The 14,892-nt window shown below is 75.3% G+C and carries 6 protein-coding genes; 5 read left to right on the plus strand and 1 reads right to left on the minus strand.

What is annotated here, in order from left to right; all coding sequences use genetic code 11:
* On the minus strand, window positions 1-221 hold a 221-nt coding region (locus ACWEN3_RS25185; RefSeq protein ID WP_452975126.1), incomplete at its 3' end, for a hypothetical protein.
* On the opposite strand from ACWEN3_RS25185, the gene ACWEN3_RS25190 reads away from it, so the two are divergent.
* The 5 genes from ACWEN3_RS25190 to ACWEN3_RS25210 all read left to right on the plus strand — a co-directional run bounded on the left by ACWEN3_RS25190 (window position 153) and on the right by ACWEN3_RS25210 (window position 14,778).
* On the plus strand, window positions 153-2,459 hold the full coding sequence (locus tag ACWEN3_RS25190; protein ID WP_452975140.1) for a condensation domain-containing protein: 2,307 nt from the start codon (window positions 153-155) through the stop codon (window positions 2,457-2,459). The two genes, ACWEN3_RS25185 and ACWEN3_RS25190, sit on opposite strands and share 69 nt — an antisense overlap.
* An 88-nt stretch (window positions 2,460-2,547) precedes the next feature.
* Window positions 2,548-3,309, plus strand: coding sequence for an SDR family NAD(P)-dependent oxidoreductase (locus ACWEN3_RS25195; protein WP_452975129.1), 762 nt, complete (start codon window positions 2,548-2,550; stop codon window positions 3,307-3,309).
* Window positions 3,310-3,345: 36 nt separating this feature from the next.
* Window positions 3,346-4,368: a TauD/TfdA family dioxygenase gene (locus ACWEN3_RS25200; RefSeq protein WP_452975132.1), complete on the plus strand. Its 1,023-nt coding sequence runs from the start codon at window positions 3,346-3,348 to the stop codon at window positions 4,366-4,368.
* A gap of 59 nt (window positions 4,369-4,427) precedes the next feature.
* Window positions 4,428-14,396 (plus strand): amino acid adenylation domain-containing protein, encoded by a 9,969-nt coding sequence (locus ACWEN3_RS25205; RefSeq protein ID WP_452975134.1) that lies wholly within the window; start codon window positions 4,428-4,430, stop codon window positions 14,394-14,396.
* Window positions 14,397-14,553: 157 nt separating this feature from the next.
* Window positions 14,554-14,778: an MbtH family protein gene (locus ACWEN3_RS25210; RefSeq protein WP_452975137.1), complete on the plus strand. Its 225-nt coding sequence runs from the start codon at window positions 14,554-14,556 to the stop codon at window positions 14,776-14,778.
* Window positions 14,779-14,892: the final 114 nt, after the last annotated feature.

The following is a 14,892-nucleotide window of genomic DNA, read 5'->3' on the forward strand; positions in this document are numbered from 1 at the left end:
AAATGGCGGGAAACAAGCGTGGTTCCGGATGTGTGTGAGGCGATGAGGGTGCGCCTGCTGGGGCCCGGTACGCAGGCGTTCCGGGCCTGTGCCTGCTCACCACGGTCCCGGCCGCCTACCGCGCCGGTGTCGAGGACGTCCTGCTCACCGCGCTGGCCACGGCCGTCGCCGGCCGGCGGCGCACCGGCGGCACCGAGGTGCTGGTCGACGTCGAGCACCACGGCCGGACCGGCGACGGACCCGGCCTGTCGCGCACGGTGGGCTGGCTGACCTGCCTGCACCCGGTCCGGCTGGACGCCGGCCGGGACGCCGCCCGGAATCCGGGGCGGGCGCTCAAGCGGGTCAAGGAGCAGCTGCGGGCCATCCCCGGCGACGGCCTGGGCCATGGGCTGCTGCGCCGGATGAACCCCGGCACGGCGCGGCGGTTCGAAGGCCTGGCGGGTCCCGAGATCGGCTTCAACTACCTCGGCCGCAGCCCCGAGCCGGGCGCCGTGGCCGAGCCCTGGCAGCCGGCCGCCGAGTGGGAGGCCGTACCGCCCGGGGTGAACCCGCGGATGCCGTTCGCGCACGCGCTGGAGATCACCGCGCACACCCACGACACCCCGCACGGCCCGCGCCTCGGTATCTCCCTCACCTGGCCCGCCGGTCTGCTCGCCGAGGACGCGGTACGCGCCCTGGGCGAGGACTGGCTGGCGGCCCTGCGCACCCTGGCCGCGCACGGCGCCGACCCCGACGCCGGCGGGCTCACGCCGTCCGACGTCGCCCCGGCCCCCGTGGACCAGGAGGCCCTGGACCGGCTGGCCGCGGCCGCCGCACCGCACGGTCTGGACGACGTGCTGCCGGCCACCCCGCTCCAGGAGGGCCTGCTCTTCCACGCCCGCTACGACCGCACCGCCCCGGACGTCCACCACATCCAGCTGGTGGCCGAGCTGTCCGGTGCCCTGGACGCCGGGCGGCTGCGCCGGGCCTGCGCCGCGCTGCTGGACCGGCACCAGGCGCTGCGCGCCGGGTTCACGCTGACCGCCGCCGGACACGTGGTGCAGCCCGTGCCGCGCGCGGTGGACCTGCCGTGGGCCGAGCTGGACCTGCGCGGCCGCGGCGCCGCCGAACGCGAGGCGTTCCTCGCCGCGGACCGCACCCGGCGCTTCGACCCGGCCCGCCCGCCGCTGCTGCGCTGCACCCTGCTGCGCCATCCGGCGGACCGCCACGAGCTGGTGCTGACCCTGCACCACCTGCTGGCCGACGGCTGGTCGCTGCCCGTGCTGCTGCGGGACCTGCTCGCGCTGTACGAGCGGGACGGCGACCCCGCGCACGAAGCCGAGGGCGCCGCGGCGCTCCCGCCGGCCCCGTCGCCCCGCGGCTACCACCTGTGGCTGGCGGCCCAGGACCGGGAAGCCGCGGCGGCCGCCTGGCGGGCGGAGCTGGCCGGGCTGGACGGGCCCACGCTGGTCGCGCCAGGCGCGGACAGCGGCGGCCTGCCGACCCTGCCGCGCCGGCTGACCGCCGAGCTGCCGGCCCGGCTCACCGCCGAACTGACCGGGCGGGCACGGGACCTGGGCCTCACCGTCAGCACGGTGGTGCAGGGCGCCTGGGCGCTGCTGCTGGCCGAGCTGACCGGCCGGCGGGACGTGGTGTTCGGCTCGACGGTGTCGGTGCGGCCGCCGGAGCTGCCCGGCGTCGAGGAGATGGTCGGGCTGCAGATCGCCACCGTGCCGGTACGGGTGCGGGCGGCGCACGAGGACGGGCTGGCGGCGCTGCTGCGCACGCTGCAGGACCACCGCACGGACCTGGCGGCCCACGCGCACCTCGGCGCGGCGGGCATCCAGCGGGCCGTGGGCGCCGGGCCGCTGTACGACACCTCGACGGTGTTCGAGAACTATCCGGCGGACCTCGCCGGGCAGCCGGCGGCGGCCGCCGGGCCGCGGCTGACCGCGCTGACCGGCGTGGACGCCTACCACTACCCGCTGAAGCTGACGGCGGGCCCCGGTGAGCGGCTGTTCCTGGCGGTGGACCACCGGCCCGAGGCGGTGCCCGAGCACCTGGCCCGGTACGCGCTGCGGCGGCTCCAGGAGCTGTGCGCGGCCTTCGCGGCCGACCCGCACCAGCGGATCGGCGGCCTGCTGGACGCCGGTGCGCCCCAGGTGCCGGCCGCCCCGCCGGCCCCCGTCGCCGGCGGTCACGAGGCATCGCCGGTGGTGGCGGACCTGGTCGCGGCGCTGTGCGCGGAGGTGCTGGGCCTGCGCCGGCTGGACGCGCGGGCGGACTTCTTCGCCGCGGGCGGCGACTCGCTCACCGCGCTGCGGCTGGTGGGCCGGTTCGGCGAGGTGTTCGGGGCGGCGCCCGACGTACGGACGGTGTTCCGCCACCGCACCCCCGCGCGGATCGCGGCCCGGCTGGCCGTCCCGGTCGACCGGGGCACCGGCCGCCCGGTCGCCGTCTCGGGAGAGACACCGAGGTGATCGGGGAAATTCCGGTAATCCACCGCAGCAGTCCTCTGGCAGCAGCACGCGAAACCGTCGGAACATCACCGGGAAATGGGGTTCGGTCATGCGGGTCGTCGTGATATCAGGCGCGTCGAGCGGAATCGGAGAGGCCACCGCGCAACGCTTCGCCGCGGGCGGCGACCTCGTCTACAACCTGGACGTGAACCCGCCCCGCGCGGACGCCGGGAACGAGCGGGTGAGCTGGATCGGGTGCGACGTGTCGGACTGGGCCGCGGTGCGCGCGGCCGTCGACCGGGTGCACGCCGGGCACGGCCGGCTGGATGTGGTGGTCGCCAACGCCGGGATCAGCATCCGGCACGGCGTGCTGGACATCACCGAGGCCGAGGCCCGCCAGGTGGTCGGCACCAACCTGCTCGGCGTGCTGGCCCTGTGGCAGGCGGCCGCCCGGCACATGGTCGGCCGGGGCACCGGGGTGCTGCTGGCCACGGCCTCGGTCAACGGGCACCGCGCCTTCCCCCACTACGCGGACTACAACGCCACCAAGGCCGGCGTGGCCGCGCTGTGCCGCACCTTCGCCCTGGAGCTGAGCCCGGCGGTGCGGGTGGCCTGCGTGTCGCCCGGGGCCGTGCTGACGCCCATGCAGCTCGCCGAGTACACCCCGGACATGCTCGCCGAGGTGAACTCCCGCATCCCGGCGGGGCGGCACGCCCGGCCCGAGGAGATCGCCGCCGCCTTCCACTACCTGGCCTCCGCCGAAGCGCACTTCCTGACCGGCCAGGAACTCGTCATCGACGGCGGGGAGATCGCCGGATCCACGACGTCGGACTTCGGTACGGCCCTCGAAGGACGGCTTGTTCCGAGTTGAGTCCGGGCAGCGCAGAGAAGAATTCGGAGAAGAACCATGGCATACGCCGCCGGGAACACCGTGCACACCCGTGAATACACGCTGAGCGGAGCGGAGACGGACGATCTGCTGCTCTCCCTGACCGAATTCCGGGAAAGCGGGCTGAGCCCCGTGGAGCCGGAGTTCTACGACAAGTTCGCCGACTGCCGCGAGGCGCTGCCGGCCGGGCTGCGCCGGTTCCTGGAGGACTTCCGGGACGATCCCGCCGCGACCGTGTGCCAGGTGCACGGCTTCCCGGTGGACGACGCCACCGTGGGGCCGACGCCCCAGCACTGGGAGCGGCCCGAGGGATACGGGTCGACGGTCGACTCCGACCTCTACCTGGCCATGTGCGGTTCGGCGCTGGGCCACCCGTTCTCCTGGGCGACGCTCCAGTACGGGCGGCTGGTGCAGGACATCTTCCCGATCCGGGGCGACGAGCAGCGCGAGAGCGGCCACGGCAGCGACGCCTTCCTGATGTTCCACACCGACGACGCGTTCCGCCCCGACTCCTGCGACTACCTGCTGCTGTTCGGCATCCGCAACCACGACGTCGTGCCCACCTACGTGTCGGCGGTGCGGGACGTCCGGCTCAGCGACGGGGACCGCCGGCTGCTGTCCGAGGAGCGGTTCCACATCGTCCCGGACGACGAGCACATCCGGCAGCTGGAGCTGCGGGCGCCGAACTCGCCCGCGCTGCGGCGGGCGATCGAGATGCGGGACCACCCCGAGCCGGTCCCGGTGCTCTTCGACGCCCCGGACAACCCCCACGTCCGGCTGGACCTGCCCTTCATGAGCTGCGTGGGCGACGACCCGCGCGCCCGGCTCGCGCTGGCCACCCTGCACAGCGAGCTGGAGCGGGTGCGCCGGCCGCTGATCGCCGCCGCGGGCACCCTGCTCGTGCTGGACAACCGCAGCGTCGTGCACGCCCGGGAGTCCTTCACGGCGCGCTACGACGGCACCGACCGCTGGCTGCGCAAGATCATCGTCAGCCGTGACCTGCCCGGCGGCACCGGCCCCCTGCAGCGCGTCCTGTTCTGACCCGCGCACCGGGTCCGCCGCACCGACCAATCGAGTTGACCGGGAAAGGGATTGAGGACATGAACCAGCCAGCCGCGCACATCGCCGAGGCGCGGGACGACGGGGCGGCGGGCCGGACCCTGACCGCCCGGGAGGAACTGCTCCGCGTCCTGTTCGCCGAGATCCTGCAGACCGACACCGTGACGGTCGAGGACAGCTTCTTCGAGCTGGGCGGCGACTCGGTCACGTCGATCGAACTCGTCTCACGGGCGCGGCAGGCCGGGCTCCTGGTGGAGTACCGCGACATCTTCGAGCGGGAGACGGTGGCGGGCATCGCCGAGGCCGCGACCGACGCCGGGGACGGCCCCGGCTTCACCCCCGGCGGCGGGCCGCTGCTCGACCTGGACGAGGAGGAACGCGCCGCCCTGGAGCGGCGGTTCGCGGGCGCCGTCGAGGTGCTGCCGCTGACCCCGCTCCAGGAGGGCCTGTTCTTCCACACCGTCTACGGCGACGACGAGAGCCGCCCGGACCCGTATGTGATGCAGGCGCCGCTGGTGCTGACCGGCGCCGTCGACTCCGTCCGGCTGCGGGAGGCGTTCACCGGGCTGCTGCGCCGGCACGCCAACCTGCGCGCCGCCTTCGTCACCGGCCGCTCCGGCAGCCCGGTGCAGGTGGTCCCGGAGACCGCCGCGATCCCCTGGCACGATCACGACCTGACCGGCCTGGACGACAGCGGGCGGCAGACGCGGCTGCGCCGGATCCTCGACGCCGACCGCCGGCGCCGCTTCGACCCGGCGGCCGCCCCGCTGCTGCGGCTGACCCTCGTCCGCCTCGCCGGCGACCGGCACGTCCTCGTCCTCACCAGCCACCACATCCTGTGGGACGGCTGGTCCATGGCCCACGCCCTGACCGAGGCGTTCACCCTCTACACCGACGGCGACGACGCGGAACTCCCCGAGGTCGTGCCGTTCCGCGCCTACCTGGACTGGCTCTCCGCCCAGGACCGCGAGGCCGCCCTGCACGCCTGGGGCGAGGCCCTGGCCGGGCTGGACGAGCCCACCCTCGTCGCCCCCGGCGCGCCCACCCTGCCCACCGCGCTGCCCGCCCGCGCCGTCGCCGAGCTGGACACCGAGGTGACGGCACGGCTGACGGCGGCCGCCCGCGCCCACGGCCTCACCCTCAACACCGTCGTCCAGGGCGCCTGGGCGCTGCTGCTGGCCGCGCACACCGGACGCCAGGACGTCGTCTTCGGCTCCACCGTCTCCGGCCGCCCCCCGGAGATCCCCGGCGTCGGGCACATCGTCGGCCTGCTCATCAACACCGTCCCCGTCCGCGTCCGCCTCGACCCCGGCGAACCGCTGCACGCCCTGCTCACCCGGATCCAGAACCAGCAGGCCGCCCTCACCCCGCACCACCACACCCCCCTGCCCGACATCCAGCGCGCCACCGGGCACGGCGAACTCTTCGACACCACCGTCGCCTTCGAGAACTTCACCCAGGACACCGACGCGGACGCCTTCTGGGACGCGGGCTTCCTGTCCGGCCGGGACCTGGACGTGCTGTCCGCCGAGGACGCCGCCACCCGCGGCTTCGCCCACTACCCGCTCAGCCTCGCCGTGTTCCCGGGCACCCGGATGCGCTGCGAACTCAGCCACCGCACCGACGTGTTCGAGGCTCCCGCCGCCGAGCGTCTCGTCGCCCGCCTCGCCCGGCTGCTCACCGCGTTCGCCACCGCGCCCGAGCGGCTCGTCGGCCGGATCGACCCGCTCCTGGACGACGAGCACGCCCGCCTCGACACCTGGAGCGGCACCTCCGCCCCCGCCGCCCGCGCCTCCATCACCGAGCTGTTCGAGCGGCAGGCGGACCGCACCGGTCCGGCGACCGCCCTGGAGACCGCCACCGAGTCCTGGACGTACGCGCGGCTCGACGCGCGGGCGAACCAGCTGGCCCGGGAGCTGCTGGCCGCCGGCGTCGGACCCGAGCGGCGGGTCGCGCTGGCGCTGCCCCGCGGCGCCGCGTGGGTGACCGCCGTACTCGCCGTGGTCAAGGCGGGCGGCGTGTTCGTCCCGGTGGACCTGAGCGCCCCCACCGAGCGGACGCGCGCGATCCTCGCCGACTCCGCGCCCGTCGTGCGCCTCGCCTGCGCCGAGTCGGCCCCCGGCCAGGCCGGCGATCTGCCGGGCCGGCTGCTGCTGATGGACGACCCGGCGTTCCTGGCCCGTGTCGCCGCCCGCCCCGACGGCCGGCTCACCGACGCCGAACTGCCGTTCCGCCCCACCGCGGACAGCGCCGCCTACGTGATGTTCACCTCCGGCTCGACCGGCGTCCCCAAGGGCGTGGAGGTCACACACGGCGATGTCACCGCCCTGGCCCGCGAGAGCCGGTTCCGGAAGGGCCACACCCGGGTGCTGCTGCACTCGGCGCTGACCTTCGACGCCTCCACCTACGAGCTGTGGGTGCCGCTGCTGAACGGCGGCACGGTGGTGCCCGCACCGCCCGGGCTGCTGACGCCCGCGCTGGTGCGCGAGCTGGTGGACCGGCACGGGGTCACCGCGATGTTCCTGACCTCCGCGCTGTTCCACTCCTTCGCCCAGGACGACCCCGGCTGCCTGGCCGGGCTGCGCGAGGTGTGGACCGGCGGCGAGGCCGTCCAGGCCGAGGCGGTGCGCCGGGTGCGCGAGGCGGGCCCGCGGCTGGTCGTCGTCGACGTGTACGGCCCCACGGAGACCACCACCTTCGCCACCGCGCACCCCGTCGCGCCGGGCGCCGAGGTACCGGTGCCCGTGCCGATCGGAGAGCCGCTGGACGGCATGCGGGCGTACGTGCTCGACGCGGCGCTGCGCCGGGTCCCGCCCGGTACGCCGGGCGAGCTGTACCTCTCCGGCGACGGGCTGGCCCGCAGCTATCTGAACCGGCCGGACCTGACCGCGGAGCGCTTCGTGGCCTGCCCGTACGGGCCGCCCGGATCCCGTATGTACCGCACCGGCGACCTGGTGCGCTGGACGCCCGACGGCGAACTGGAGTTCGTGGGCCGCGCCGACGACCAGGTGAAGATCCGCGGTTTCCGGATCGAGCCGGGCGAGATCGAGGCGTGCCTGCGGGAGCACCCCGGCGTCGGCCAGGCCGCGGTCGTGGTCCGCCAGGACCAGCCGGGCGTGAAGCAGCTGGTCGCCTACGTGGTTCCGGCCGGTGAGGCACCGGAGCCCGGCGCACTGCGCGCCCACCTCGGGCGGCGGCTGCCGGAGTACATGGTGCCGGCGGCGGTCGTGGTCCTGGACGCCCTGCCGCTGTCGCCCACCGGCAAGGTGGACCGCCGTGCCCTGCCCGCCCCGGAGTTCACCGGCGCGGAGGGCGGCCGGGCCCCGCGCACCCCGCGCGAGGAACTGCTGTGCGACCTGTTCGCCGAGGTGCTCGGCGTGCCCCGGGTCGGCATCGACGACGGCTTCTTCGAGCTGGGCGGCGACTCCATCGGCTCGATCCGGCTGGCCGCGCGGGCCCGCCACGCCGGTCTGGGTCTCACCCCCCACGATGTGTTCGACGGCCGGACCGTGGCGGCGCTCGCGGAGCGCGCGTCCGTGCTCGGCGCCGAACCGGCCGTACCCGCGCCGCCGGTCGACCTGGTCGAGCTGGACGAGGAGGAACGCGCCGCCCTGGAGCGGCGGTTCGCCGGACCGGTCGAGGTGCTGCCGCTGACCCCGCTCCAGGAGGGCCTGTTCTTCCACACCGTCTTCGACGGGGACGAGGACCGCCCGGACCCGTATGTGATGCAGGTACCGCTGGTGCTGACCGGGGCCGTCGACCCGGCCCGGCTGCGGGAGGCGTTCGCCGGGCTGCTGCGCCGGCACGCCAACCTGCGCGCCGCATTCGTCGTACGGCCCTGCGGCAGCCCGGTGCAGGTGGTCCCGGAGACCGCCGCGATCCCCTGGCACGAGCACGACCTGACCGGCCTCGACGACACCGAACGGGAGACCCGGCTGCGTCGCCTCCTCGACGCCGACCGCCGCCACCGCTTCGACCCGGCCGCGCCCCCGCTGCTGCGGCTCACCCTCGTCCGCCTCGCCGGCGAGGAGCACGTGCTCGTCCTGACCGCCCATCACATCCTGTGGGACGGCTGGTCCATGTCGCGGGCGATGGCGGACGTCTTCGCCCTGTACGCGCGGGGCGACGGCGCGGCGCTGCCCGAGGTGGTGCCGTTCCGCGCCTACCTGGACTGGCTCTCCGCCCAGGACCGCGAGACCGCCCTCCAGGCCTGGCGGGACACCCTGGCCGGCCTTGAGGAGCCCACCCTCGTCGCCCCCGGCGCGCCCACCACCCCCACGGCACCGCCCGCCTGCGCGGTCGCGCACCTGGACGCCGGGGCGACCGACCGGCTGACGGCGGCCGCCCGCGCCCACGGCCTCACCCTCAACACGGTGGTCCAGGGCGCCTGGGCCCTGCTGCTGGCCGCGCACACCGGACGCCAGGACGTGGTCTTCGGCTCGACCGTCTCCGGCCGGCCCCCGGAGATCCCCGGCGTCGAGAGCATCGTCGGCCTGCTCATCAACACCGTTCCCGTCCGCGTCCGCCTCGACCCCGGCGAGCCGCTGCACGCCCTGCTCACCCGGATCCAGAACCAGCAGGCCGGCCTCACCCCGCACCACCACACGTCCCTGTCCGAGATCCGGCGCACCACCGGGCTCGGGGAGCTCTTCGACACCTCCACGGTGTTCCAGAACGCGCCGTGGGACGCGAGCGTGCTGAGCGCCCCCGGGCTGGGGATCGTCCCGCTCGACGGCCAGGCGGAGGGCTTCACCCACTTCCCGCTGAGCGTGGACGTCTATCCCGGCGAGCGGCTGCGGATCGAGGTCAGCTACCGCACCGACGTGTTCGACGCGTCCGTCGCGCAGCACCACGCCGACCGGCTGGGGCTGCTGCTGGAGACGGTCGCCGACGACCCGGCGCGGCTCGTCGGCCGGGTCCAGCTGGTGATCGCCGAGGAACGCGCCCTGCTCGACGCCTGGAGCGGCACCGACGCCCCGCACGAGGACGTGACCCTGCCGGACCTCTTCGAGGCACAGGTGCGGGCCACCCCCGACGAGACCGCCCTGGTCCACGACGGTGAGCGGCTGACCTTCGCGGAGCTCGACGCGCGCGCCAACCGGCTGGCCCACGAGCTGATCGCGCGCGGCGCGGGCGGCGACGACCTGGTGGCCGTCGTGCTGCCGCGCTCCGTCGACGCGGTCGTGGCGGTGCTCGGCATCCTCAAGGCGGGCTGCGGCCATCTCCCGGTCGAACCGGCCTGGCCCGCCGATCGCATCGCCTCCCTGCTGGCCGACGTGCGGCCGAGGGCGGTGCTGACCACGGCCTCCGTCGCCGGGCTGGTCCCGTCCGCCGCCGCCGGGCGGGTGCTGCTCACCGAGGACGTCCCCGCCGACGGCCCGGCGCACGCCCCCCGGGACAGCGACCGCGGCCACCCGCTGCTGCCCACGCACCTCGCGTACGTCATCCACACCTCCGGCTCCACCGGCGTCCCCAAGGGGGTGGGCGTCACCCACCGGAACATCGTGAACATGTTCCACGCGCAGAACAGCGGCTACATGGCGCCCGCCGTCGCCGCCGCGGGCGGCCGCCGGCTGCGGGTGGCGCTGGTCTCCGGGTTCGGCTTCGACGCCTCCTGGGCCGACCTGCTGCGCATGGTCGCCGGACACGAGCTCCACCTGGTCACGGAGGAGCTGCGGCACGACGCGCAGGCGCTGATCGCGTACTCCGCCCGGCACGCCGTCGACTCGCTGAGCGTCTCCCCGCTGCACGCCCGGGAACTCCTCGCCGCCGGACTGCTCGACGTCCCCGGCTACCGCCCGCTGCTGATCTCGCTGGGCGGCGAGGCGGTGGACGAGTCGCTGTGGGCGGACCTGGCCGCCAGCGGGGTCGCCTCGTACAACTTCTACGGCCCCACCGAGTGCACCGTCGACTCCACCTTCAGCCGGATCACCGACGGGGCCCGCACCCACATCGGCCGCCCCGTGGACAACGCCCACGCCTATGTGCTGGACGGCGCGCTGCGCCCGGTGCCGCCCGGCGCCGCGGGTGAGCTGTACCTCGCCGGCGCCGGGGTGAGCCGGGGGTATGTGAACCGGGCCGGGCTGACCGCGGAGCGGTTCGTCGCCTCGCCGTTCGGCACGGCCGGGTCCCGTATGTACCGCACCGGCGACCTGGTGCGGTGGACGCCCGACGGCCGGCTGGAGTTCCTCGGCCGGGCCGACGAGCAGGTCAAGATCCGCGGCTTCCGCATCGAGCTCGGCGAGATCGAGACGCGCCTGCGCGAGCACCCGGCCGTGGCCCAGGTCGCCGTCCTCGTCCGCGAGGACCAGCCGGGCGTCAAACGGCTGGTGGCCTACGTGGTCCCGGCCGGCGCGGCCCCGGACCCGGCGGAGCTGCGGGCGCACACGGCGGCCGCGCTGCCCGAGTACATGGTGCCCGCCGCGGTCGTGACCCTGCCGTCCCTGCCGGTCACCCTCACCGGAAAGCTGGACAAACGTGCCCTGCCCGCCCCGGAGTTCACCGGCGCGGAGGGCGGCCGGGCTCCGCGCACCCCGCGCGAGGAGCTGCTGTGCGGCCTGTTCGCCGAGGTGCTCGGCGTCACCCGGATCGGCATCGACGACGACTTCTTCGGGCTGGGCGGCGACTCCATCACCTCCATCCAGTTCGTCACCCGGGCCCGGGCCGCGGGCGTGGTGTTCACCCCGCGTGACGTCTTCGACGCCCGTACCGTCGCGGGCATCGCCGACCGGGCGGCCGACGGCACGGCCGGCACCGGGTTCGTCCCGGCCGGCGGACCCCTGGTCGAGATGCCCGAGGAGGAGCGGGCCGAACTCACCGCCGCCTTCGGCCCGGTGACCGAGTTCCTGCCGGTGACCCCGCTGCAGGAGGGCCTGCTCTTCCACGCCCTGTACGACGCCGGGCACGCCGACCCGTACGCCATGCAGATGCCGCTGCTGGTCGGCGGCGAGCTGGACCCGGCCCGGCTGCGGACGGCGTTCGCGGACCTGCTGGAGCGCCAGGCGGGCCTGCGGGCCGGCTTCCTGCTCCGCAGGTCGGGCGAGCCGCTCCAGGTGGTCCCGGAGCGGACGGAACTGCCCTGGCGGGAGCAGGACCTGTCGGGCCTGGCCGGACAGGAGCAGCGGGAGCGCATCTCCGCGCTGCTCGCCGAGGACCGCGCGGTGCCCTTCGACCCGGCGGTGCCGCCCCTGATGCGGGTGCTGCTGCTGCGGCTCGGCGCCGGACGGCACCTGCTGGTGCTCTCCAGTCACCACCTCGTCTGGGACGGCTGGTCCATGGGCCAGGCCATCGAGGACCTGCTCGCCCTCTACGGGTCGTACGACCCGGACGCGACCCCCGCCGCGCTGCCCGCCGTGGCGCCGTTCCGGGACTACCTGGAGTGGCTGTCCGGCCAGGACCGCGAGGCGTCCCTCGCGGCCTGGGGCGAGGCGCTCGCCGGGGTGGACGAGGCGACCCTGGTCGCCCCTGGCGCACCGGCCACGCTCACCGCGCTCCCGCAGCGGATCGTCACCGACCTGCCGGCCGGGGTGAGCCGGTCCCTGGAGTCGGCCGCCCGCTCCCGGGGACTGACCCCGAACACCGTGGTGCAGGGCGCCTGGGGGCTGCTGCTCGCCGCGCGGACCGGCCGCCGGGACGTGGTCTTCGGCGCCACCGTCTCGGGCCGGCCGCCGGAGCTGCCCGGCGTGGAACGGATCGTCGGCCTGCTCATCAACACCGTCCCGGTACGGGTCCGGGTCGACCCCGGGCAGCCGCTGGAGGAGCTGCTGCGGCAGATCCAGCGGGAGCAGACCGCCCTGACCCCCCACCACTTCCTGAACCTGTCCGCCATCCAGCGGCAGACCGGGCTGAACGAGCTGTTCGACACGGCCATCGTGTTCCAGAACGCGCCGGTCGACGCCTCCGGGATCCGCGGGGCCGGCCTGGACCTCACCCCGTACGAGGGCGACGAGCAGCCGCCGGTCATCCACTATCCGCTGAGCCTCGCGGTCACTCCCGGGGAGTGCTGGCGGCTGGAGATCGGCTACCGGCCGGACGTGCTGACGGAGACGGCGGCCCGGCGGATCGCCGAGCGGCTCGGCCGGCTGCTCGCCGCGTTCGCCGACGACCCCGCGCGGCCGGCGGGCCGGGTCGACCTGCTGTCCGCGTCCGAGCGGTCGCTGCTGCTCGGCGAGTGGAACGACACCGCGGTCCCGCTGCCGGAGCGCACCTTCACCGAGCTGTTCGAGGAGCGGGTGGCCCGGGACGGCGACGCCGTCGCCCTGGTCTGCCGGGGCGAGCGCTGGTCGTACGCCCGGCTGGACGCGGAGGCGGAGCGCTGGGCCGACGTGTTCGCGGCCGCCGGAGTGGGCCCGGAGAGCCGGGTCGCGGTGGCGCTGCCGCGCGGCCTCGACTGGGTGGTGGCGGTGCTCGCCGTGCTCAAGGCCGGCGGCGCCTTCGTACCGGTCGACCTGGCCTACCCGAAGGACCGCATCCGGCACGTCCTCACCGACTCCGCGCCCGCCTGCCTGATCACCGAGAGCGGCACCGCCTGGGCGGACGAGCCCTTCGACGGCGTCCGGCTGCTGGCCGACGCCCCGCCGCCGGCGCTCGCCCCGCGCCCCCGGCTGCGGCCGCGGCCGGGCAACGCCGCCTACGTCATCTACACCTCCGGCTCCACCGGCACCCCCAAGGGCGTGGTGGTCACCCACCGCGGGATCGCCTCGCTCGTGCACTCCCAGGCGCGGCAGCTGCGGGTCACCGGGGACAGCGTGGTGCTCCAGTTCGCCTCGCCCGGCTTCGACGCCATCGTCTTCGAGCTGTCCATGGCCCTGCTCACCGGCGCCCGGCTGGTCCTCGCGCCGGGTGAGTCCCGGCTGCCGGGCGAGCAACTGGTCGAGCTGATCCGGCAGGAGGGCGTCACCCACGCCACGCTCATCCCCTCGGTGCTGGCCGCCCTGGACCCCGGCACGGTGTCCTCCATCAGCTCGCTGGTCGTGGCGGGCGAGGCGCTGCCGCAGGAGCTGGTGGACCGCTGGGCCGACGGCCGGGCGATGTTCAACGCCTACGGGCCCACCGAGTCCACCATCTGGGCCACCGGCTCCGAGGCCCTGCGCCCCGGCGAACCCCCGCTGATCGGCGGGCCGATCAGCAACACCCGGGTGTACGTCCTCGACGACGCGCTGCGGCCGGTGCCGCCGGGCGTGTCGGGGGAGCTGTACATCGAGGGCGCGGGGCTGGCCCGCGGCTACACCGGGCGGCCCGGGCTGACCGCGGAGCGGTTCGTCGCCTCGCCGTTCGGCCCGCCCGGCACCCGGGCGTACCGCACCGGCGACCTGGTGCGCTGGACCGCCGACGGCCGGCTGGAGTTCCTCGGCCGCGCCGACGAGCAGGTCAAGATCCGCGGCTTCCGCATCGAGCTCGGCGAGATCGAGGCCCGGCTGCTGGCCCACCCGGACATCGCCCAGGCCGCCGTCCTGGTCCGCGAGGACCAGCCGGGTGTCAAACGGCTGGTGGCCTATGTCGTACCGGCCGCCGGCCGGGTCGGCGCCGACGCGCTGCGCGCCCATCTGGCCGGGCAGCTGCCCGACTACATGGTGCCGGCCGCGTTCGTGGCGCTGGACGCGCTGCCGGTGACGGTCACCGGCAAGCTCGACCGCCGGGCCCTGCCGGCCCCCGAGTTCGGCGGCACGGCGGACGGCCGGCGGCCGCGCGACCGGCGCGAGGAGGTCCTGTGCGGGCTCTTCGCCGAACTCCTCGGGCTCGCCGAGGTCGGCATCGACGACGGCTTCTTCGAGCTGGGCGGCGACTCCATCGCCTCCATCCAGCTGGTCGCCCGGGCCCGCAAGGCGGGGCTCTCCTTCACCCCGCGCGACGTGTTCGCGCACAAGACCGTGGCCGCGATCGCCGGGGCCGCGGCCTACCTCGCCGACGAGGCGTCCGAGCCGGCGGCGGACCGGTCGGCCGAGTACGAGCCGCTGGTGGAGCTGTCCGAGGAGGAACTGGACGAGATCGAGGAGCTGCTCGGTGGATGACCCCGCACGACACCGGGCCGGCCGGCCCCGGGCGCCGACGGGCGCGCCCAGGGCGCCACGGCCCGCGGGCGGACCCGCACGCGGGCCCCCGTGGGCGGCCGAGCACGGGACACGTGAGCGACCGCGCCTACCCATCCGGAAAGAAAGAAGGACCGACATGGCAAATCCGTTCGAGGACAAGGACCAGAACTACTACGCGCTGATCAACGAGGAGGGCCAGTACTCCCTGTGGCCGGCCTTCGCCGAGGTGCCGGCGGGGTGGCGGATCGCACGCGGTCCCAAGGACCGGCAGGCCTGCCTCGACCACATCAACGAGCAGTGGACGGACATGCGTCCCAAGAGCCTCGTCGCCGCCATGAACGCCGCCGGCGCGACGGCATGACGCGACGCGGTGCGCCGGCCGGCCGGAAGACCGGCCCGCGCCCCCCCCCCCCCATTGCCAACGATTTGCGGGTCCAGGGTGGGGGTGGTGTTCCACAGCCACCCTATGAGGTAT

This window comes from Streptomyces sp. NPDC004561 (assembly GCF_053602155.1).

Bases quoted from the DNA above. Each gene is read 5' to 3' on its own strand.
- ACWEN3_RS25195 (WP_452975129.1), top strand. From the start codon at position 2,548: ATGCGGGTCGTCGTGATATCAGGCGCGTCGAGCGGAATCGGAGAGGCC.
- ACWEN3_RS25200 (WP_452975132.1), top strand. From the start codon at position 3,346: ATGGCATACGCCGCCGGGAACACCGTGCACACCCGTGAATACACGCTG.
- ACWEN3_RS25205 (WP_452975134.1), top strand. From the start codon at position 4,428: ATGAACCAGCCAGCCGCGCACATCGCCGAGGCGCGGGACGACGGGGCG.
- ACWEN3_RS25210 (WP_452975137.1), top strand. From the start codon at position 14,554: ATGGCAAATCCGTTCGAGGACAAGGACCAGAACTACTACGCGCTGATC.